The sequence below is a fragment of the Nocardia albiluteola genome (assembly GCF_018860155.1).
GTDB lineage: Bacteria > Actinomycetota > Actinomycetes > Mycobacteriales > Mycobacteriaceae > Nocardia > Nocardia albiluteola.
In genome coordinates this window covers 172,366-193,531 of record NZ_JAHKNI010000015.1, presented here as the reverse complement: position 1 = coordinate 193,531, position 21,166 = coordinate 172,366, and the positions used below count along the sequence as shown (strand labels likewise).

The window sequence follows — 21,166 nt, the reverse complement described above, 5'->3', positions numbered from 1 at the left end:
TCAGCGTCCGTGACGGCAAGATCGTCAGATAGGAGCAAATCATGGTTGCGGTTCCCGCCGGATACGACGATCTGCTGGAACGCCCGCTGTACGGGCATCTGGCGACGACCCGGCCTGACGGTGCGGTGCAGGTGAGTCCGATGTGGTTCGACTGGGACGGCGAGCTGCTTCGGTTCGCGCACACCACCAAGCGCCAGAAATACCGCAATGTACAGATCAACCCGCGGGTGGCCATGTCGATCTCGGATCCCGACGATCCGTACCGCTACCTGGAAGTTCGCGGCAACGTCGAGCGCATCGACCCTGATCGAGAGGCGAGCTTCTTCCTGCGTATCGCCGACCGCTACAAAGGCTCGGAGCCTCCCCCCGACGCCCCGCCCCCGGGGCAGGCTCCCGCCGACGCCCCGGACTGGGTGGTCATCGTGGTGCGCCCGACCGGGTTCAGCAAGCATTAGCCCAGCCGGCAGTGGCCCCGAGATCAGACCAGGTGTGCACGGTCGTACCGGTTGCCCGGGCCGTCGATCTCACCGTGCCGAGAAGCCACTTCGGCACCGAACCGAAAGGGTAGAGCATGCGATTCGTCACAGCGTCGCAACACGGGTCTCCTGACGTGTTGTTCGTCGAGGAACGGCCGGTTCCCCAGCCGGGGCCCGGCGAAGTGGTCGTCGAAGTGAAGGCCGCCGGCCTCAACCTTATGGACACCTACGTCCGTCGCGGCATGCCCGCGGCCCACTTCAACCATGAACCGCCGCTCATTCTGGGGGTCGACGGAGCGGGTATCGTGACGGCGGCCGGTGACCAGGCCACCGCGAAGGTGGGCGACCGGGTCGCCTGGGTGGGTGTCCCGGGGAGCTACGCGGACATGGTGGCAGTACCGAACGATAGCCTCGTGCCGATTCCCGAAGGGGTGAGCTTCGAAGCTGCCGCGGGCGGGCTGATGCAGGGGATGACGGCACAGTACCTGACCCAGGTGTCCGTCCCCGTCTGGCCGGATGCGGTGGTGCTCGTGCACTCCGCCGGCAGCGGCGTCGGCCGCATGCTCACCCAGTTGGCCGCCCACCGGGGTGGCCGGGTGATCGCCACGGTGTCACGGGCGCACAAGGCGGGCGCGGCCCGCGAGGCCGGTGCCTGGCAGGTGCTGGTGCGTGATGAGATCGAGGACCTGGGCTCGGCGATCCGGGAACTGGTCGGCGGCAACGGTGTGGACGTCGCGTTCGACGGAACCGGAAAGGCGCTGTTCGATGTGAGCGTCTCGGTCCTACGCGTCGGCGGGATCTTCGTTTCGTACGGCTACTCGGGCGGACTGATTCCGCCGATCGACCTGCTGGACGTGCCGCACGGGGTGCACCTTGTGCGTGCCCGGCCCGATGGCCCGGAAATGACGGCCGCGCAGTGGCGTCAGCGCGCGGAACAGGTGATGGGGTGGATCGAGGACGGCACCCTGGACGTCCTGATCGACCGCACCTACCCTCTCGAAGACGCTGCCGCCGCCCACCGGGATCTTGAATCCCAGGAGACCGTCGGCAAGCTCCTGCTCATCCCCTGACCGTCGGACCGGGGAAGTCCGCAGCCCCAGCGGGCTCCCGCGTCGCTGACCACGTGACCGAGTCCGACCCCGGTTCGTAACCCGGGTTCAGCCGGATCGGCTCGGACACCGCTTCATGGCAGACCGACAACGCCGCCGGCCTCCGAAGTGCATTCCCAGCGGAAGGTTCATTCCACGAGGAGGTTTCGATGTCCACCGATACCGGTGCCGAGCGGCTCGCGCGCCGCATTCAAGACTTGTCCGCCACCGACGCGCAGTTCGCCGCTGCCCGCCCGGACGAGGCGATCACCGCAGCGATCCAGCAGCCGGGACTGCGGCTGCCGCAGCTTGTGCAGACCGTGATGGACGGCTACGCCGACCGGCCCGCACTCGGGCAGCGCGCGGTGCAGTTCGTTACGGACCCAGCCACCGGCCGCACCGCGGCCCAGTTGCTGGCCCGTTTCGAGACCATCACCTACGCCGAATTGTGGGACCGCGCCGGCGCGATCGCCGCCGCTTGGACGAACGAGTCGGTGCGGCCCGGGGACCGCGTGTGTGTCCTGGGTTTCGCCAGCGTGGACTACGCGACCGTCGACCTGGCGCTGATGCGCCTGGGGGCAGTAGCAGTGCCGTTGCAGACCGGCGCCGGGGTCACCCAGTTGCGGTCCATTGTCGCCGAGGCCGAGCCGACCGTGATCGCCGCCAGCATCGACCAGCTGTCCACCGCCGTCGACCTGATGCTGACCGGCGACGCTCCCGCTCGGCTGGTCGTGTTCGACCATCACGGCGAGGTCGACGACCACTCCGAGGCGATCGAAGCCGCCCGCGCCCGGTTGGCCGAGGCGAGCGGCGCGGCGGTCGCGGAAACCCTGGCCGACGTCGTCGCACGCGGCCGGCGACTTCCCGCCGGGCCGGCGTTCGTGTCCGGCGAGCCCGATCCGCTGCGGCTGTTGATCTACACCTCCGGCAGCACCGGCGCACCCAAGGGTGCGATGTATCCCGAGCGGCTGATCGCGAACTTGTGGCGCCGGTCGCGCGGACCGTCCTGGCCGAATGGTGCTGCGTCCATCACGCTCAACTTCGTGCCGATGAGCCATGCCATGGGCCGGCATATCGTGTATGGGTCGCTCGGCAGCGGCGGCACGGCCTATTTCGCCGCCAAGCCCGACCTGTCGACGCTGTTCGAAGACCTGGCGCTGGTGCGTCCGACCGACGTGATGTTCGTGCCGCGCGTCTGGGAGATGCTCTTCGATGAGTACCACCGCGAGCTGGACCGCCGGCCTGTCCACGGCACCGACCAGGAGACACTGAACGCGGAGGTCACGGCCGAGTTGATCCGGCATCTGTTCGGTGGGCGGGTCGTGTCGGCGATTACCGGCTCCGCCTCTCTGTCAGCCGAGGTCAGGGCATGGGCCGAACGGTCCCTCGACCTGCACGTACTGGAAATGTACGGCTCCACCGAGGACGGATTCGTGTTCGTCGACGGCCGGGTGCAACGTCCGCCGACGCTGGACTACAAGCTCGCCGACGTTCCTGAGCTGGGGTACCTCCGCACCGATCAGCCCCACCCGCGAGGCGAGCTGTTGGTCAAGTCCGAGGACATGTTCGCCGGCTACTACAAGCGGCCGGACGTCACCGCTGAGGTGTACGACGCCGACGGTTATTACCGCACCGGCGACATCTTCGCCGAGATCGCACCGGGGATATTCCAGTTCACCGATCGGCGCAACAACGTGATCAAGTTGTCCCAGGGCGAGTTCGTCGCAGTCTCCAAGCTGGCGGCCGTATTCGAAACCAGCCCGCTGGTTCACCAGATCTACCTCTACGGCAACAGCGCCCGCCCCTACCTGCTGGCGGTGATCGTGCCCACCGGCCAGGCCCTCGCCGACCATGCTGGCGACGAGCTGAAACCACTGATCAGCGCATCGCTACAGGATGTAGCGAAAGCGGCCGGGCTGCGCTCCTACGAGATCCCGCGCGACTTCCTCATCGAACCGGCGCCGTTCAGCCAGGAAAACGGCCTGCTGACCGGCATCGGCAAAATAGCGCGCCCCACACTGAAGCAACGGTACGGTCAGCGGCTGGAACGGCTGTATGACGATCTGGCCCAGGGTCAGGACAACGAGCTGCGCCGGCTCCGCCGCGAGGGCGGCGACCAGCCGGTGCTGCAGACGATCAGACGGGCCGCGGCAGCGCTGCTCGGCACAGCGGACACCGAGCTGCGTCCCGATGCACAGTTCAGCGACCTGGGCGGAGACTCGTTGTCCGCGTTGACCTTTGCCAACCTGCTACACGAGATCTTCGGCATCGACGTGCCGGTGGGTGTCATCATCAGCCCGGCCGCCGACCTGCAGACCCTCGCCGACTACATCCAGGCGCAGCGACAACCCGGCGCCGAACGGCCTGCCTTCGCCGGCGTGCACGGCCGCGCAGGCGACGGGGAGGTCACCGAGGTGACCGCCCGCGACCTGACCCTGGACAAGTTCATCGACGCCGCGACACTGGCGGCTGCGCCGACGCTGCCGCGGCGCCGCGCACACGTGCGCACCGTGCTGCTTACCGGTGCGACCGGGTTCCTGGGACGGTTCCTGGCCTTGGAGTGGCTGGAGCGGCTGGCCCCCGCCGGTGGCACACTGATCTGTCTGGTACGCGGCAAGGATGACACCGCCGCCCGGGCCCGGCTGGACCGGACCTTCGACAGCGGAGACCCGGTGCTACTGGCGCACTACCGCGAGCTGGCCGCCCAGCACCTGCAGGTGATCGCCAGCGACAAGAGCGAACCGCACCTCGGGCTGGATCAACAGACCTGGCAGCGGCTGGCCGATATCGTCGACCTGATCGTCGACCCGGCCGCCCTGGTCAACCACGTGCTGCCCTACAGCCAGCTGTTCGGCCCCAACGTGGTAGGCACCGCCGAACTGATCCGGCTCGCGCTGACCGCCAGGATCAAGCCGTACGGCTACGTGTCGACCCTCGGAGTCGGTGACCAGACCCCACCGTCGCAGTTCACCGAAACCGCCGACATCCGCACCATCAACCCGACCCGCAGACTCGACGACAGCTACGCCAACGGCTATAACACCAGCAAGTGGGCCAGCGAAGTGCTGCTGCGGGAGGCGAACGATCGGTGCGGGCTGCCGGTCGCCGTGTTCCGCTGCGACATGATCATGACCGACACCGAATACGTCGGTCAGCTCAACGTGCCCGACATCTTCACCCGGCTGATGCTGTCCCTGGTCGCCACCGGTATCGCGCCCTACTCGTTCTACGAACTCGACAAGGACGGCAACCGCCAGCGCGCCCACTACGACGGCCTGCCCGTCGACTTCATCGCCGAAGCGATCGCCGCCCTGGGCACCCAGCTGGAAACCGGAGTCGAGACATATCACGTGGCCAATCCGCACGACGACGGCATCGGGCTCGACCAATACGTCGACTGGCTCATCGCCGCCGGCCACCCCATCCAACGCATCCCCGACTACCACGACTGGCTGGACTGGTTCGAGACCGCCATGCGTGCCCTGCCGGACCGGCAGCGCCGGCATTCCGTGCTGCCACTATTGCGCTTTTACCAGCAACCCGCACCGCCGCTGCGGGGAGCCCCCGCACCGGCCGAACGGTTCCACACCGCGGTAAAAGAGGCGAAAATCGGCCCGGACAAAGACATTCCACACATCACCGCGCCGATCATCGTCAAATACATCACCAACCTGCAACAGCTCGGACTGCTGTAAAACGAGCTCCGCATCCAAATGAGCACATAAGGAGCCACATGACAGTGAAGATTCCCCGGCCGACATCGCCGCGTATCACCCCGCTCCCCCCGAGAGGCCGCGACATCGAGGCCAAGTCGGAGATCGACAAGCTCGGCTCCAGCGGAACGGACAATACCTTCGATACGCTGTCCCGTCATCCGCGCTTGCTCAGCACCTGGATGCCGTTCTCGGCCTGGCTGGCGGTCGAGAGTGAGCTCCCGCCGCGGCTGCGTGAGCTGAGCATGATGCGCACCGGGTGGCATTGCCGATCCGAGTACGAGTTCGGGCAACACGCCGTGCTGGGGCGCAAGGTGGGCGTCACCGACGAGGAAATCGCCCGCGTGAAGGAGGGCCCCGACGCCGTGGGGTGGAGCGAGGAGGAAGCGGCGCTACTCCGCGCCGCCGACGAACTCCATGAAGATGCATGCATCAGTGACGAAACCTGGGCCGTGCTCTCCAAACACTTCACCGAGCGCCAGCTCATCGAGGTACCGTTCCTCGCCGGCCAGTACCACCTCGTTGCCTACATACTCAACAGCCTCGGTATCGAACGCGAACCGGGTCTCCCCGGTTTCGACGCCTGACAGGCGGGCTGCCACTCGCTATCTGCTGCACCCAGCCGGTCATGGCATCGAAATAGCCGGGCGCGAAGGCTCCGAGCGGCGCGCCCGGACCAGGTGTGCAGAGAGGTACGCTGAAGTTGCCACAGGTTTGTTGGCGGATAGCGCCGACTCTCGACTGTCTGGCCTGGCTAATGGGGTACCAGCTCAGGCGGGGGTTGGAATGCAAGCAAGTACACCGTTTGCCAGTCGGGTAGTCACGGGACGACATAGTGGATGACACGTCAGTTGGCGGCAGGGACACCACCTCAGCGGAGGTGTTCGGGCGCTATCGGCTGTTGTCGCTGCTGGGGCAGGGTGGCATGGGTCAGGTGTGGCGGGCGCATGATTCGCTGACCAACCGGGTGGTGGCGGTCAAGGTGTTGCCCGAGCGCTTCGCCGACGACGAGGAGCTGCGCGAGCGGTTCCGCCGGGAGTGCCGGGCGGTGGCGCGGTTGGCCGAGCCGCATGTGATCCCCATCCACGATTTCGGCGACATCGACGGTCGGCTATATCTGAATATGCGTTTGATCGAGGGCACCGACCTGCGTGCGGTGATCAACCGAGAAGGGGCCTTGTCGCCCCGGCGCGCAGTGGCGATCGTCGCACAGGTGGCCGGCGCGCTGCAGGCGGCCCACGACGTCGGGCTGGTCCATCGCGATGTCAAACCCTCCAACATCCTGCTGGGGGCCGATGAGTTCGCCTACCTGATCGACTTCGGGATCGCCCACGCCACCGATGACCGTACGCTGACCTCGATCGGCGAGACCCTCGGCACCGTTGCCTACATGGCGCCGGAGGAGATCAGCGCGGAGGTCAAGGCCGATGCCCGAGCGGACGTGTACGCGTTGACGTGCGTGCTGTATGAGTGCCTGACCGGCCGGCCACCGTTTGCGAGCGCAGCGGGGGTGCAGGGTGTGATCGCCCATCACCTGCATACCCCGCCGCCTCGTCCCAGCACCATTACACCCGATCTACCGGCTGCGTTCGATGCGGTCATCGCCAAGGGAATGGCCAAAGACCCCGACGATCGTTACCAGACCGTGCACGAGCTGGCCGCGGCGGCCCGCGCCGCGGTGGGCGATTCCGCGGTCAGCACCACCGAGGGCGTGGCTGACCGCCATGGGCGGCGAATCAGATTGTCGCCCAAGACCGCCGGACTGCTCGCCGCCGCGGTCGCGGTTATGGTGGTGGCCGCCATAGCGGTCGTCATCGGCGTCCGCCTCGGATCAGGCGGTGGCAACTCACCCACACATATCACCTCGGGCTACTCGGCACAGACTCCGCTGCCGTTCACCGGCGTCAGCTCGCCCACCGATGTGGCTGTCGACGCGGCGGGCAATGTATACGTCACCGACATCGGTAACGATCGGGTGGTGAAATTGGCGGCGGGCGCATCGACGCCGACCCCGCTGCCGTTTACCGGCCTGAGTAATCCCCAGGGTGTGGCGGTCGACACGGCGGGCAACATCTACGTCACCGACACGAGTAACAATCGGGTGGTGAAATTGGCGGCGGGCGCATCGACGGCGACCCCGCTGCCGTTCACCGGGCTCAAGGATCCCCAGGGTGTGGCCGTCGACACGGCGGGAAACGTGTACGTCGGCGACCGGGGTAATGATCGGGTGGTGAAGTTGGCGGCGGGCGCGTCGGCGCCGACCACGCTGCCGTTCACGGGGCTCCAAGATCCCCAGGGGGTGGCGGTCGACACGGCGGGCAACGTATACGTGACCGAATTGAGTACCGAGCGGGTCGTGAGGTTGGCGGCGGGCGCGTCGGAGCCGGCCACGCTGCCGTTCACCGGGCTCAAGGATCCCCAGGGTGTGGCCGTCGACACGGCGGGAGACTTGTACGTCGTGGACTGGGGTAATCAATGGGTGGTGAGGTTGGCGGCGGGCGCGTCGACGCCGACCCCGCTGCCGTTCACCGGCCTGAAGAATCCCCAGGGTGTGGCCGTCGACACGGCGGGCAACATTTACATCACCGACCTGGGCCCCGATCCGGTGGTGAAACTCCCGGTCGGCTGAGCCCCCGTTCCGCGTAATTCGGTGGTGATGCTCCCCCGGTTCTACGGAGTCGGATTGCTTGACTTCGCGGATCAACAACCGGGATCAGCGCGCAGGCCAGCGGTGGTGATGCCGTGGATCGCGCATGCTTCGTCGTCATCGGGCAGGTGGCCGCTCACCCCAACCGCGCCGATGAGGCGGTCGTGCTCGTCGTGGACGAGCACCCCGCCGGGGCCGGGCACGAGATTGCCGTCGGCGAGTGCGATGAGGGAGTCGACAAACGCGGGGCGAGCGGCCGCCATTGCGGCCAGACTGCGGCTGCCGACCCCCATGTTCAACGCCCCGTGGGCTTTCCCTCGGGCGATGTGTTCGCGCAGGAGGCTGGAGCCGTCTTCCCGGGCAAAGCTCACGAGTTGGCCTGCGGCATCCAGCACCGCGATGGTCATCGGGGGAAACACGTTGCCGTGTGCGTACTCCAGCGCCGCGCCCACGATGGCGTGCGCGTCAACCAGCGTGATCGACGTGACCGGTCTCACCGGCATGACTAACCTCCAACAAAAGTGATCGCTCTATTTGATTCCGACTTTGCATCCGCGCGTACCCGCCAGCACTATGGGCCTTCGCCGGTCGTCCAGTCGCCGTGACCATTCCAGCTCGGCGCTCGCTTCGCCACGAACGCCTCAACCGCGTTCCGGAAGTCGGCGGAGCCGTAGACGCGCGAGACGATGTCGGTCACGTCAGCATCACGTCCGCTGCGGTGCAGTCTGCGCAGCCCTTCTTTGGATGCCCACATGCTCAAGGGCGCGTGTGCCACGATGCGTTCGGTGATCGATTCGGTTGCTCTTTCCGCATCATCCGCCACCGCCACGAGGAATCCCGCCGAATGGGCCTCCTCGGCGCTCATCAACTCGGCTGTCAGCAGGAGCGCGATCGTGCGTGAGTGACCGAAGTTCCGCACGAGCAGGTCAAGGGCGGCCGTCGAGACACAATTCCCCAGTGTGCGTGCGATCGGAACTCCGAATTTCGCTCGGGGTGTCGCGACCCGGAGGTCGACCGCGCAGGCGATGCCCAGACCGCCCCCGACGCAGTAGCCGTCGATCGAGGCGACGGTGGGGATCGTCACCGCCTGCAGCCGGTTGAGCACCGCGCTCACCCGGCGCTCGTAGTCCACACCATCCTGACCCGTGGAGAACTGCGTGAACTGGCTGATGTCCGTACCGGCGACGAATGCGCGACCGCCCGCGCCGCGCAGGACCATGACCCGGATGGCGCTATCGGAGTCGGCCCGGTCGCAGGCTTGCTCGAGCGCCTCATACATGGCCCAGGTCATTGCGTTCCGCTGATCCGGCCGGTTGAACGTCACGGTGAGCACGTGGTTTTCGGCGCTGATCTCGACTTCGGATGTGCTCATAGCTACTCGTCACCTTCCCGGTCGACGTGACTCATTTCCGCGCGGACCGTTGCAGTCGAATCGCCCAGTGGTGGTCCGGCATGCGCCCGCCGCACGGGGGTGCGGGAGAAGCGCATCGGGGACCCCAGCTGCTCGGCCGAGCCCAGCGTGGGGTGTGGTGCGTCCCAGAAAAAATCCCGTTGTCGCAATGTCTCGTCGGTGAACACCTGTGCGTAATCGAGGATCGGGGCGCACGGCACCCCCGCCAGCTCGAGGTCGTCCACAATGGACCGCGACGTCCGGGTTGTGGTGATCCTTTCGATGGCCTCGATGAGCTCTTCGCGACGCTGCCGCCTGGCGTAAGCATCGCCGTATCGCGGGTCGGAGAGCAGATCGTCGAGACCCAGTGTGTGGCAGAACGCCGACCAGGTCTTCGGCGTGGTCGCACCGATGGTGACGTGCCCGTCAGCGGTCCGCACCGCCTGGTAGGGCGCGTTGTTCTGATGTGCGGATCCGTGCGGGCGCGGGACGGTTCCGTCGGCGAAATACATGCCGGCTTCCCATATCGCAAGGGAGACGCCTGATTCCAGCAGGGAGACATCGATGTGCTGCCCTTCCCCCGACCGGTCTCGCTCGCGCAACGCCGCGGTCACTGCCAGGGCGATGTAGAGGGCACACGCGAGGTCACAGATCGGGACGCCAACCTTGGCGGGGTCGTGACCGGGAAACCCGGTGATACTCATCAGGCCACTGCGTGCCTGCGCCATGATGTCCAGACCAGGGAGATGGGCGAGGGGGCCGTCCTGGCCCCATCCCGACGCCGAGGCATAGATCAGCCGCGGGTTCTCCTCGCGCAGGGTCGGATAGTCGAGTCCCAACCGGCTCATCGCTCCCGGCCGGAGGTTCTCGACCAGGACGTCTGCCTCGCGTACGAGCTCCCGGAACGCGGCATTGTCGCGTTCGGCTTTGAGGTCGAGCGTGACCGATTCCTTGTTGCGATTCAGCCGCACGAACGGGGAGCTTTCCCCGCGGATGAACGGCCCGGTGGCGCGGACGGGATCGCCACCGTCGGGGTTCTCCACCTTGATCACGCGGGCACCGAGGTCGGCCAGTTGCATCGTTGCGTACGGGGCCGCCATGAACGCGCCGACCTCGAGCACGGTCACGCCGGTCAAGGGTGGGTTCGATGCTGTCGTCAACATATCCTCCGCCTCCATGTTTCAGCCCCGGTCGGCCACTGTGTTGCGAAGCGTGCCGATACCAGAGATTTCGACCTCGACGATGTCACCGGGCGCCATCGGCCCTACCCCGGCAGGACTGCCGGTCAGCAACACATCGCCGGGCTCGAGAGTGATCCATCGGGTGACGAACGCCAGCAGCTCCCCTACCCCGAACACCATGTCCGAGGTCGATCCATCTTGGACGACTCGGCCGCCGAGCCGGGTGGTGATCCGCAACGCCGACGGATCGGCTATGTCTGTTTCGATCCACGGACCCAGTGGGCAGAAGGTGTCCGCGCTCTTCGCGCGGGTCCACTGGCCATCGTCTCGCCAATCGTGCGCGGTGACGTCGTTCGCGCAGGTGTAGCCCAGCACGAAGTCCGCGGCACGATCGGCCGGCACGTCCCGGGCGGTGCGGCCGATGACGACGGCCAGCTCACCCTCGTACTCCAGGCGCTGCACCTCTCGAGGCCGCAGTATCACCGCGTCAGGGCCGGTGATCGCGTTGGGGGCCTTCAAGAACAGTGGTGGCTGCTGCGGCCAGGGCCTGCCCTTCTCGGCGATCTGACCGGCGTAGTTGCTGCCGGCACAGACGATCGTGCGGGGATCGCACGGGGGAAGCAACGCCAGCTCCGCCAGCCTCCCCACCACCCCGCCCGGCTCGGTATTCCCGCCGGGAAACTTGTGCACCACATCCCCGACAACCACGCCACGCTTGGCCTGTCCGTCGAGCGAATAGCGAACAATTCGCATGACTGTCTCCTATTCTCGGCCGGGGCCGGCCAGCGCCTCGCGCACCAGCTCAACCGGGTGCCACGCGGTGCGGCCCGCTCCGTGGAAGATCTGCTGCCGGCATGACACACCGGTCGCGGCCACGATGGTGTCCTCCGGCTCCGCCGCGAGGGCCGGAAAAAGCCGGTCTCCACCGATCGTGATGGACGTCTCGTAGTGCTCCGACTCGAAACCGAACGAGCCGGCCATCCCGCAGCAGCCGGAGTCGATCTCCACGACATGCGCACCCGGAATCCGGCGCAGCAAGGCCATCGTGGCCGCCGTGCCGACCTCGGCCTTCTGGTGGCAATGGCCATGGAACACGATCCGCCGCCCCGCGAGCCGGGAATCCGCGCGCAAGGTCAGCCGACCCTCGTCGATCGCTTCGACGAGCAGCTCCTCCACCTGTCTGACCCGGCCCGCGACCGCGTGCACCGACTCCGAGCCGGGCAGCAGCGCGACGTGCTCGTCCCGAAGCATGAACAGGCAAGACGGCTCACAGCCGACGATCGGTGAGCCCGGGTCTGTGTTCGTCGCGAGCGAGCCGACCAGCGCCGACGCCTTCTTCTTCGCGTCGTCGAGCAGCCCTTTGGACATGCTCGACCGACCACAGCAGCCACCACTCGCGAGTTCGACTCGCCAGCCCGAGCGCTCCAGCAGTTCGATGGCCGCCTTGCCTATGTGTGGCTCGGTGAAAGTGGTGAAAGAGTCGGCGAGCCAGTTGACGGTGCCCAACGGCGCCTGGACCTGGGGCACGGCCCGCCGGTGACGGCGGAACCAGCGGGGCAGGTTGTCCCGCTGGAAAACGGGCAGTGGGCGGGCAGCCGTGATGCCGAGAGCACGGTCCATGATCCGGCGCACGAATCCGGCCCGCCCCGGCAGGTTCGACAGCGGGGCGGTCGCCGAGCCGATCCGGTTGAGCAGGCGGATCGAGCCGAAGATACGCGAGCGCAGCGGGACTCCGTGGATCTCATGGTGATGCGCGAGCGTCTCGGCCTTGAGCGAGGCCATGTCCACACTCATCGGGCACTCGCTCTTGCATGCCTTGCACATCAGGCACAGGTCGAGGATCTCGTGCAGCCGCTCGCCGCCCAGCGCGGCGTGCGGGTCCGGTTCGGACAGTGCTTTCACCAGCGCGTTGGCCCGGCCGCGGGTGGCGTGCTCCTCGTTCTTGGTCGCGATATAGGACGGGCACATCACGCCCGAGGTGGACTTCCGGCACAGGCCGATGTTCATGCAGCGATCCGCGGCGCCACGCATGCCGCCGACGACCTCGAATTGCAGCGCCGTCATCAGTGGCGGGGCGGGCGGCAGCGCGTCGCGGTCGCGCAGGTTCTCGGTCATCGGTGGCGCGTCGACGATCTTGCCCGGATTCATGCCGTTGCCGGGGTCGAAGATGCGCTTGACAGTGCGCATCACCTCATATAGTTGGTCGCCGAAGATCTCCCGGTTGAACTCGCTGCGGGCGAGGCCGTCTCCGTGTTCGCTGGAGTTCACCCCGCCGTATTCAGCGACGAGATCCTTGATCGCTTCGGCGACTGCGCGCATCTTGGCCACCTCGTCCGGTTTGGTCAGGTCGACGAACGGGCGGATGTGCAGGCAGCCCACCGAGCAGTGGCCGTAGAACCCCGCCTCCAGCTGGTGGTCGTCGAGGATCTCCTTGAATCGCTTGGTGTATTCGGCCAGCTGAGCAGGATCGACTGCGGTGTCCTCCACGAAGGCGAGCGGGCGGCGAGTGCCCTCGCCGGCGGCCATCAGCAGGCCCAGGCTGGATTTGCGGACCTTCAGCAACGCCCCTTGATCGGCGGGAGTGACCGCGCGCAGGGTGTGATACCCATGCCCGTTCTGCCGCCAGAGCTCGTCGAGCCGGTCCAGCTTGGCGATCAGGCTCGCTTCGTCGTCACCGCTGAACGAGACGAACAGCAATGCACCCGGGTCGCCGACGAGGATGTTCCCGAGCTCGGCGTACTCGATCTTCTGCCGGGACAATTCCAGGATCGTGTGGTCCATCAGCTCGACCTGGTGGGGTTCGCAGCTCAACGCGTCCGTGGTGGCCGCGATAGCGCTCGCGGTGTCGATGAAGTGGCCGACGGCGTACACCGTGTGCGCGGGCTTGGGCACCAGGTCCACCAGAGCGTGGGTGACGACCACCAGGGTGCCTTCCGCACCCACCACGAACTTGGCCAGATCGAACGGGTTGTCTTCCCCGAAGCCCACCAGCCGGTCGAGCCGGTAGCCGCCGGCGCGACGCCAGAACACCGGCATCCCCGCCCTGATGATCTCCTCGTTCGCGACGACAAGATCCGGGAGTGCCTGGTAGATCCGACCCTCCAGCGTCTGCGCCGTCGCCCGGCGTTTCCGCTCGGCCTCGTCGACGGGTTCCAGCCGGGCGCGCGAGCCGTCGGAGAGCACCACGTCCAGTGCCCGCACGTGATCGATCGTCATGCCGTAGGTCAGGGAGCCGCTTCCCGCGGAATTGTTGCCGATCATCCCGCCGATCGTGGCCCGGTTGCTGGTTGAGGTGTCCGGGCCGAACATCAGCCCGTAGGCGGCCACGGCCTGGTTGAGCTGATCCTGCACCACCCCGACCTCCACCAGCGCGGTGCGGGCCACCGGGTCGATCTCCACGATCCGGTTCAGGTGCCGCGACAGGTCGAGCACCAGGCCCGGTCCCACGGTCTGGCCGGCCAGGCTCGTGCCTGCGCCCCGGGGCACGATCGGCACCCCGAGTTCACCGGCGGCCCGCACCGCCGCGGCGACGTCGTCGGCGTGCCGTGGAAACACGACGCCCAGCGGAGTTATCGAGTACATGCTGGCATCGCGGGAGAAGATGTGGCGGCTGTAATCGTCGAAGGCGACCTCGCCGTCCATCGTCGCGCGGAGCGCACTCTCCAGACGCGATGTGACCGCTGACCGATCGGTCGCGGCTGTGTCAGTCGTCGGCGAGGTCATTACGATTCCTTTCGAGTCGTTGTTATTCGCAACAGGCGCCACCGCGGCGGCCGATCGGTCAGGCGGCCGGCCGCCGCGGTGGCTAGCTGAGTCAGGCGGGGTCCGGCACCTGTGCTTTCTTCGTTCCGGCCTGTTCGAGGCTCAGCGCCCGCAGCTTCTTACGCAACGGCAGGACAAGCAGTGCCGCGGCGGCGAAGACCAGACCGAAGAACACCTGGGTGAGTGCGTATCCCCCACCACTGAGGTCGCTGAGCCATCCGCCGATATAAGGCCCGACGAAGCTGCCCAGGTTGCCGACGCCGTTGATCAGACCGATCCCTGCGCCCGCGGCCGCCAGGGGGGTCAGCTTGGTGACCGTCGCCCAGAACGGCCCGTACCAGGCGATCGACGCCGCCGTGCCGAGGATCATCGCCCCGAGCACAAGCCACTTCTGGTGCGGCGAGATCAGGCTCGCGCCGGCGAGAATCACCGCCCCGCAACCGAGAACCACCGACATATGGGCGACGTGCCCGCCCCGGCGGTCTGCCGATCGGCCGATGAGAATGATGGCGATACCCGCGGCAATCTGGGGCAGTATCGCGACGAAACCCACCTGCATGTCGGTGTGGAAAGCCTTCTTGAGCACACTCGGCAGCCACAACGTGAGGCCGAGCAGGCCCGTCTGCGTCAACGTGTAGATCAGGGCGAAATACCACACGATCCCGCTCGTGAAGGCGGCCTTGAACGTCCCTTGGGGCTTGAGTGGCTCGCCCTCCTCGATACGAGAATTCTCGATGTAGTTGCGCTCGGTCTCCGACAGCCAGCCTGCTTTGGCGGGCGTGTCGCGGATCACCGCCAGCCAGGCGATGATCCCGATGATCAGCGGAGCCCCGCCCTGGATGATGAACAACCAGCGCCAGTCGCCGTAGGTCAGGATGATGCCGGAGAACGGGGCGGCGATTATCGCAGCGATCGGTGTGTAGAGCTTGAAGATCGCGTATGCCCTGCTTCGTTCGGCGAACGGGAACCAGGACCGGATGGTGGTCATCAGCGCGGGTTGCACGCCACCCTCGGCCACCCCGAGCAGGAAACGCGTGAGGATGAGTTCACCGAAGGTGTGGGTGAAGCCGGAGGATATCGCGGCGATACTCCACAGCACCATCAGGATCGCGACCCACCGTTTCGCGCTCCATCGTTCTGCCATGTATCCGCCGGGGATCTGCAGCAGCAGGTAGCCCCAGAAGAAGATGCCGCTCGCGAGACCCTGTTGCGCGCCGCTGAGATGCATGGCGGTTTTGAGGTGGGGCAGCGCGAAACTGATGTTCGTTCGGTCGATATAACAGATGACGTAGATGAAGACGATGATCGGCAAGATATAGGTCCACCGCTTCATGTGGGCCAAGCGCCGGACAGGGGAAGTCTGCTCGGTCAACGACCTACCTCCTTGTAGGTTGCCAACGCGGTCGGCGCCAGCTTGTGTTGGAGCAATGAGAGTCGAGGGCAGAAGACCGGCACCGGATTCCAGCGCCGGCCTCGCGGATCTGCCATGCGGCCGGTCGTAATGCCCACGCCCTCATAGCGGGCTTACGATGTGATCCGCCGAGTCCCGAGCGAATGGTTAATGGTTCGAAGGAAAGCTCGGAACACGCTGAGGTGTCATTCGGCACGCAAGACTTCGAGTGCGGCTTGGAGGCCGGCGGGGTCGACGGTCACGCCGGCCAGTTCGAGGCCCATCTGGACGCCGGAGAGGGTTCCGGCGAGCGTCAAGTCGTTGAAGTCGCCGAGGTGGCCGATCCGGAATACGCGCCCGGCGAGCTTGCTCAGGCCGGCACCCAGTGACATGTCGAAGCGGTCCAGGATGATCTGGCGGACCTTGTCCGCATCGTGTTCCTCGCCCAGCAGAACGGCGGTCAGGACACTGGAGTGCTCGCGTTCGTCGGCGCACAGGATCTCGAGGCCCCAGCCCCGGACGGCCGCCCTGGTCGCTGCGGCGTGGCGGTTGTGCCGTGCGAACACGTTGGGCAGCCCCTCTTCGTCAAGGAGGAGCAACGCTTCCCGAAGACCGTAGAGCAGGTTGGTGGCCGGCGTGTAGGGGTAGAAGCCGCGCTCGTTGGCCTCGAGGATGGGCGCCCAGTCCCAGTAGGCCTTCGGCAGCCGTGCCTTCGGTGCGGCCGCGAGCGCTTTCTCGCTGATCGCGTTGAAGCCCAGGCCTGGGGGCAACATCAGCCCCTTCTGCGAGCAGCTGATCGTCACGTCGACGCCCCACTCCTCATGCCGGTAGTCGATGGACCCCAGCGAGGAGATCGTGTCGACCAACAGCAGCGCGGGATGATTCGCCTCGTCGATGGCTGCCCGGATCTCCGGTATCCGGCTGGTGACCCCGGTCGAGGTCTCGTTGTGGACGACCATCACCGCCGCGATGCTGTGTGCCGTGTCCGCGGCCAGCCGTTCGGCGACGGCCGCCGGGTCGGCACCCCGCCGCCAGTCCCCGGGAACGAAGTCGACGACCAGCCCGAGGCGCTGCGCCATATCACGCCACAGGGTGGAGAAATGACCGGTTTCGAATGCCAGCACGCGATCGCCGGGCGAGAGGGTGTTGACCAGCGCCGCTTCCCACGCGCCGGTGCCGGAAGAGGGATAGATGACGACCGGACCGCTGGTGCCGAACACCGGCTTGACCCGTTGCAACAGGTCCCGGGTGAGGTCGGCGAAGTCGGGTCCGCGGTGGTCGATGGTCGGTTGCGCGATGGCGTTGAGCACCCGACCGGGCACGTTGGTCGGTCCGGGGATCTGTAGGAAATGCCGTCCACTGTGAGCGGTCACTACACCAATTTCCAATCTATGCCGTGAGGTGGCACACTGTTCCGTAAAAAGGTCCGGCAATGGTAGGTACGCAAGATCGAGGAGTCAAGACATTGCGAAACGTCCTGAACGCACTGCGCGTGCTGGAAGAGGTCGCATCGCGGCAGCCGATCGGCGTCGGCGAGTTAGCTCGCGTACTGAACATGCCCAAGAGTTCGGTGCAGCGTGCGCTGGTCACGCTCGACGCAGCTGAGTGGATTCGCCCCGCTTCGGGCGAAGTTACCCGGTGGGTGATGACCACCAAGGCACTCGCGGTCGGCGGTCGTGCCGGCGGGGATCTCAGCCTGCGCGGTCCGGCCTTGTCGATCATGGAGGACCTGCGCCGGCACACTGAGGAGACCATTCACCTAACGGTTCCCGAGAACGGCAAGATGGTCCTGATCGAACGGCTGGAAACGGACAAACCGGTGCGCACGAGTATGGCGCTGGGGCACGCACTCCCCCTGCATGCGTCCGCCAACGGCAAGGCGGTACTCGCGAACAGCAGCCCCGAAGTCATCAAACAACTGCTCACGGACGAGCTATCGCGTTACACCGACACGACGATCACCGACCCGGACGAACTGCGCGCCGAACTGGCCGCGATCCGGGAACGAGGGTTCGCCGTCAATCATGGGGAATGGAGGCCCGACGTCGGCGCGGTCGCAGCAGCCGTCATGGGAAGCCAGGATCAGCCGATCGCAAGCCTCAGTGTGAACGTCCCGATCAGCCGCCTCACCGATGAATCCGAAGTCGCTTTCGGTGCCGCGTTGAGTAAGGCGGCGAGCAGTCTCAGCGCCCGGCTCGGCTAGGTTCTGTCACTTCGAGAGCCGCTCCGACGGTGTTCCGCGCGCTCCGCTCTGCCTCGCCCGCGCCCTCGGGGCTTGCGGTGCGTCGGCGCGCTCCAACTGCTCAGCTGGCCAGTGCCCGCATTGCTGTGGCCACGATGGCGTCGGCGTCGGCGGGCGTCAATCCTCCATGCCCGGTCGTCATCCGGTACATCGCCACCCCGAAGATGAGATCCAGCGCCACCTCGGGGTCGACGTTCGGATCGAGTTCACCGCGCGCAACACCGCGGTCCCAGATCTTCTTAACGGCTGCTCGGCGGATGTTCACCTGGTGTGTTCGTATCCGTTCGCGTTCGGTCGGGTAGAACTGCGCCTCACCGACGAGTTGGGCGTAGATCGCGCCAAATGCGCTGGTGTAGAACCGCATCATGCCGCGCAACGTCAGGCGGAAGTCTTCGGCCGCCGATCCGGTATCGGGCACGGGCGCGTCCGCCATCATCTGACGCAGGAAGGCGTCGACTGCCACCGCGGTTCTGTTCGGCCACCATTTATAGATGGTCGCCTTGCTGACTCCGCTGCGTTCAGCGATCCGGTCGACCGACGCCCTGCGCAGGTCGTCCTCCTGAATTAGTTCCATGGCGGCTGTCAGGATGGCGTCGCGGCGTTCCTCGCTGCGCGGTCGACCGCGTGCTCGACTCGGGGTCATTTCTCCAGTTTCCAACCCGTCGTTGGTACAAAGATAATTACTAGACGTCTCGCTGTGAGTTTGCCCTTGTGCGTTGCTACGGGCCGAACGGCACGTGCAACATGCTGACTGATGCATCACTTGTTCGCCATGTGATGTATCAGATACATCGAAATCATCGCAGCTCGCTCCGAGGCTTCCTGTGGAAGATCCACAGCAGGCCCCGGTGCGTGGGTACGCGATGCCGACTCCAATACGTTGCGTCCGAAGGGCGAGGGAATGGCAACACGGGAATACACAGCAGCTCGGGAACACACAGCAGACCCCACGAAAATCCACCATGAGTGGGACCTCGACCTGGAACCGGTGCTGACCATCGATTCCGGTGACATCGTGCACTTTGACATTCAGGTCGCGGGCGAAGGCCAGGTCTGGCCCGGTGCGCGGTTCGAGGAAGCGAAGTTCGAATTCGACTCGATCTATAACTTGTGCGGCCCGGTCAATGTCGCCGGCGCCACCGCGGGCGACATGCTCGAAATCGAGATCCTCGATCTCCGAGCGGGCGACTGGGGATGGTCTGCCTTCCTTCCGGGCATGGGATTGCTTCCCGAAGATTTCCCCGAGGGCTACGTCAAGACCTTCGATCTCACCGGCGGCCCCAACATCAATTTCGCGCCCGGGATCGAAGTCCCGATCACGCCATTTCTAGGCACCATGGGCACTCACCCCGGAACCCCGGGCCGGCAAGTTCCGTTTCCTCCGCACCGCGGTGGCGGCAACATGGACAACCGGCACCTCACAACAGGTGCCACACTGTGGCTACCCGTCTGGGTCGACGGCGGAATGTTCTCCTGCGGAGACCCGCACGCAGCCCAGGGCGACGGCGAGGTCTGCGTGACCGCCATCGAGTGTCCCATGAAGGCGTCGCTGAAATTCACTCTGCACAAGGGCAAGGTCACCGTCCCGTCCTTCCACGTGCCGCCAGCGGCCGTCTCGAAAAAGGATGAGATGGGCTACTACGCCACGATGGGCATCGACTCCGACCTCATGAACGCCGCGATGACCGCTACCCGGGCGATGATCGACTGGCTCGTCGACACGCACGGCCTCACCCGCGAGGACGCCTACGTCCTCTGCAGCGCGACCGGCGATCTCCGCATTATTGAAATCGTGGACGCGGGCGTATGGAACGTCGCCATGACCATGCCTCTGGGTGTGTTTACCGACACCAAGTGACCTTTCCGCGGGGAACCAATCCGCCTCGGCACCGATCTCAAAACTTTCTGTAAGCAAGGACAATAACCCGTGACGACTTCTCTCGATGATGCACCACTATCGTCTTTCCATAAACGGCTTTCCGCGTATGCGTCCGGCGGCGCCTTCATGCAGGGCTACATCCTGTCGATAACGGGCGCGGCGATGGTTCAGATCGCGCCGCAGCTGAATTTGTCCCCCCTGCAGCAGGGTTTGGTCGTGGGATCGGCTCTGGTCGGCGGTCTGCCCGGCGCCTACTTCGGTGGTTTTCTGGCCGACAAGTTCGGACGCCAAACGCTGTACTCGTTGGTGCTCGGACTGACGATCGTGTGTTCCATTGCGTCGTTTTGGGCTACGAACTTCGTGGCGCTGATCATCGCGCGCCTGCTCATCGGTGTGGCTGTCGGAGCCGACTGGCCCGTCGCGCAGTCGCTTGTCGGCGAATTTATTCCACGCAAACACCGTGGACGCCTACTGGGCTTCTTCTGCGTCATGTGGTTCGTCGGCGCAGCGATCGCCTACATCGTCGGTGCGATCATGCTCGACAGCGTTGGCGACAGCGCCTGGCGCTGGATGGTGCTCAGCGCCGCCGTGCCCGGCATTGCGTTCCTGGTGCTCCGGCGTGGCACCCCGGAATCCCCGCGCTGGCTGGTGAGTAAGGGGCGCGTCGAGGAGGCAACGGCGGTGATGCACAAGGTGTTCGGTGCCGGGGTCACCCTGTCTGAACTACCCCAGGATGAAGATGGAACGGCCAGCTTGCGCACCTTGGTTCGCTCGGGATATATGGGCCGAGTGATCTTCACCTTCGTCTGGTGGACGTGCTCGGTGGTCCCGCTGTTCGCCATCTACGGATTCGGTCCGGCCATTCTTGGTGCATTGCACCTGGGTAAAGGAATGGATGTTATCGGCTCGGCGATCATGACGGTGCTTTTCCTCATCGGCACGGTAGTCGCCGTCCTCCTCGTCAACAGGATGAGTCGGCGGCGCATGATTATCGGTAGCTTCGCGTTCGCGGGAATCCCCTTGCTGCTGCTGGGAATCTTCCCGAATTCCCCGGGTTCGGTCGCCCTTGCACTGTTCGCGATGTATGCAGTGTTCCTCGGAGGTACGCAGATTCTGCAAGCGGTGTATCCGGTGGAGATGTTCCCCACCGAGATCCGCGGCACAGCCATCGGCCTGTCCTTCGCGCTCGTCAACACCTTCACGACTGTCGGCACGTTTCTCGTGCCGATCGTGCAAAACAAGTACGGCATCGGCATCACCGTGCTCAGCGGCGGCATTCTGACACTGCTGGGTGCCCTAATATGCGTGCGGTTCGCGCCCGAGACAAGGGAGCTCACGCTCGTCGAGGCAGCCGAGCTGAACCCCCAGGACCTCAGCGAAGTCGTGAAATGATTGTGT

Annotated in this window: 16 protein-coding genes; 8 read left to right on the top strand and 8 right to left on the bottom strand. The window is 65.8% G+C overall.

Translation table 11 applies throughout. From position 1 onward, the window contains the following. Positions 1 to 41: 41 nt before the first annotated feature. From KO481_RS34735 to KO481_RS34715, 5 genes are all read left to right on the top strand, one after another. Positions 42 to 455, top strand: a complete 414-nt coding sequence (locus tag KO481_RS34735) for a PPOX class F420-dependent oxidoreductase (RefSeq protein WP_215922735.1) — start codon at positions 42 to 44, stop codon at positions 453 to 455. Positions 456 to 571: 116 nt separating this feature from the next. After that, the gene (locus tag KO481_RS34730; protein WP_215922734.1) at positions 572 to 1,546 is read left to right on the top strand and encodes a quinone oxidoreductase family protein; all 975 of its coding nucleotides are present in this window, start codon (positions 572 to 574) and stop codon (positions 1,544 to 1,546) included. A 188-nt stretch (positions 1,547 to 1,734) separates the two neighbouring features. Next, positions 1,735 to 5,259: a carboxylic acid reductase gene (car, locus tag KO481_RS34725; protein WP_215922733.1), complete on the top strand. Its 3,525-nt coding sequence runs from the start codon at positions 1,735 to 1,737 to the stop codon at positions 5,257 to 5,259. A 38-nt stretch (positions 5,260 to 5,297) separates the two neighbouring features. Beyond that, the gene (locus KO481_RS34720; protein ID WP_215922732.1) at positions 5,298 to 5,864 is read left to right on the top strand and encodes a carboxymuconolactone decarboxylase family protein; all 567 of its coding nucleotides are present in this window, start codon (positions 5,298 to 5,300) and stop codon (positions 5,862 to 5,864) included. A 248-nt stretch (positions 5,865 to 6,112) separates the two neighbouring features. After that, positions 6,113 to 7,906 carry a serine/threonine-protein kinase PknD gene (locus tag KO481_RS34715; protein WP_308166888.1) on the top strand — a complete coding sequence of 598 codons (1,794 nt, stop codon included), beginning with the start codon at positions 6,113 to 6,115 and terminating at the stop codon, positions 7,904 to 7,906. Positions 7,907 to 7,977: 71 nt separating this feature from the next. Here KO481_RS34715 and KO481_RS34710 read toward each other — a convergent pair whose 3' ends face one another. From KO481_RS34710 to KO481_RS34680, 7 genes are all read right to left on the bottom strand, one after another. Next, positions 7,978 to 8,427: a GlcG/HbpS family heme-binding protein gene (locus KO481_RS34710; RefSeq protein ID WP_215922731.1), complete on the bottom strand. Its 450-nt coding sequence runs from the start codon at positions 8,425 to 8,427 to the stop codon at positions 7,978 to 7,980. Between the two features lie 68 nt (positions 8,428 to 8,495). Next, entirely contained in the window at positions 8,496 to 9,296 is an 801-nt protein-coding gene (locus KO481_RS34705) for an enoyl-CoA hydratase/isomerase family protein (protein ID WP_215922730.1), read from the bottom strand. A gap of 2 nt (positions 9,297 to 9,298) precedes the next feature. Further along, positions 9,299 to 10,477: a CaiB/BaiF CoA transferase family protein gene (locus tag KO481_RS34700; protein ID WP_215922729.1), complete on the bottom strand. Its 1,179-nt coding sequence runs from the start codon at positions 10,475 to 10,477 to the stop codon at positions 9,299 to 9,301. A gap of 18 nt (positions 10,478 to 10,495) precedes the next feature. Further along, positions 10,496 to 11,248 (bottom strand): fumarylacetoacetate hydrolase family protein, encoded by a 753-nt coding sequence (locus KO481_RS34695; RefSeq protein WP_215922728.1) that lies wholly within the window; start codon positions 11,246 to 11,248, stop codon positions 10,496 to 10,498. A 9-nt stretch (positions 11,249 to 11,257) separates the two neighbouring features. Next, positions 11,258 to 14,218: an FAD-binding and (Fe-S)-binding domain-containing protein gene (locus KO481_RS34690; RefSeq protein ID WP_215922727.1), complete on the bottom strand. Its 2,961-nt coding sequence runs from the start codon at positions 14,216 to 14,218 to the stop codon at positions 11,258 to 11,260. Between the two features lie 91 nt (positions 14,219 to 14,309). Continuing rightward, entirely contained in the window at positions 14,310 to 15,629 is a 1,320-nt protein-coding gene (locus KO481_RS34685) for an MFS transporter (RefSeq protein WP_215922726.1), read from the bottom strand. A 224-nt stretch (positions 15,630 to 15,853) separates the two neighbouring features. Further along, on the bottom strand, positions 15,854 to 17,020 hold the full coding sequence (locus KO481_RS34680; protein WP_215922725.1) for a pyridoxal-phosphate-dependent aminotransferase family protein: 1,167 nt from the start codon (positions 17,018 to 17,020) through the stop codon (positions 15,854 to 15,856). A 92-nt stretch (positions 17,021 to 17,112) separates the two neighbouring features. On the opposite strand from KO481_RS34680, the gene KO481_RS34675 reads away from it, so the two are divergent. Continuing rightward, the gene (locus tag KO481_RS34675) at positions 17,113 to 17,850 is read left to right on the top strand and encodes an IclR family transcriptional regulator (protein WP_215922724.1); all 738 of its coding nucleotides are present in this window, start codon (positions 17,113 to 17,115) and stop codon (positions 17,848 to 17,850) included. Between the two features lie 100 nt (positions 17,851 to 17,950). Here the strand turns inward: KO481_RS34675 and KO481_RS34670 are convergent, their stop codons facing one another. Then, entirely contained in the window at positions 17,951 to 18,532 is a 582-nt protein-coding gene (locus KO481_RS34670) for a TetR/AcrR family transcriptional regulator (protein ID WP_215922723.1), read from the bottom strand. Between the two features lie 258 nt (positions 18,533 to 18,790). On the opposite strand from KO481_RS34670, the gene KO481_RS34665 reads away from it, so the two are divergent. Together KO481_RS34665 and KO481_RS34660 are read left to right on the top strand one after the other, a co-directional pair. Further along, positions 18,791 to 19,747 (top strand): acetamidase/formamidase family protein, encoded by a 957-nt coding sequence (locus KO481_RS34665; protein ID WP_215922722.1) that lies wholly within the window; start codon positions 18,791 to 18,793, stop codon positions 19,745 to 19,747. Between the two features lie 69 nt (positions 19,748 to 19,816). After that, positions 19,817 to 21,160, top strand: coding sequence for an MFS transporter (locus tag KO481_RS34660; RefSeq protein WP_308166887.1), 1,344 nt, complete (start codon positions 19,817 to 19,819; stop codon positions 21,158 to 21,160). Positions 21,161 to 21,166 lie beyond the last annotated feature (6 nt).

Bases quoted from the DNA above. Each gene is read 5' to 3' on its own strand.
- KO481_RS34735 (WP_215922735.1), top strand. From the start codon at position 42: ATGGTTGCGGTTCCCGCCGGATACGACGATCTGCTGGAACGCCCGCTG.
- KO481_RS34730 (WP_215922734.1), top strand. From the start codon at position 572: ATGCGATTCGTCACAGCGTCGCAACACGGGTCTCCTGACGTGTTGTTC.
- car (WP_215922733.1), top strand. From the start codon at position 1,735: ATGTCCACCGATACCGGTGCCGAGCGGCTCGCGCGCCGCATTCAAGAC.
- KO481_RS34720 (WP_215922732.1), top strand. From the start codon at position 5,298: ATGACAGTGAAGATTCCCCGGCCGACATCGCCGCGTATCACCCCGCTC.
- KO481_RS34710 (WP_215922731.1), bottom strand. From the start codon at position 8,427: ATGCCGGTGAGACCGGTCACGTCGATCACGCTGGTTGACGCGCACGCC.
- KO481_RS34705 (WP_215922730.1), bottom strand. From the start codon at position 9,296: ATGAGCACATCCGAAGTCGAGATCAGCGCCGAAAACCACGTGCTCACC.
- KO481_RS34700 (WP_215922729.1), bottom strand. From the start codon at position 10,477: ATGTTGACGACAGCATCGAACCCACCCTTGACCGGCGTGACCGTGCTC.
- KO481_RS34695 (WP_215922728.1), bottom strand. From the start codon at position 11,248: ATGCGAATTGTTCGCTATTCGCTCGACGGACAGGCCAAGCGTGGCGTG.
- KO481_RS34690 (WP_215922727.1), bottom strand. From the start codon at position 14,218: ATGACCTCGCCGACGACTGACACAGCCGCGACCGATCGGTCAGCGGTC.
- KO481_RS34670 (WP_215922723.1), bottom strand. From the start codon at position 18,532: ATGACCCCGAGTCGAGCACGCGGTCGACCGCGCAGCGAGGAACGCCGC.
- KO481_RS34665 (WP_215922722.1), top strand. From the start codon at position 18,791: ATGGCAACACGGGAATACACAGCAGCTCGGGAACACACAGCAGACCCC.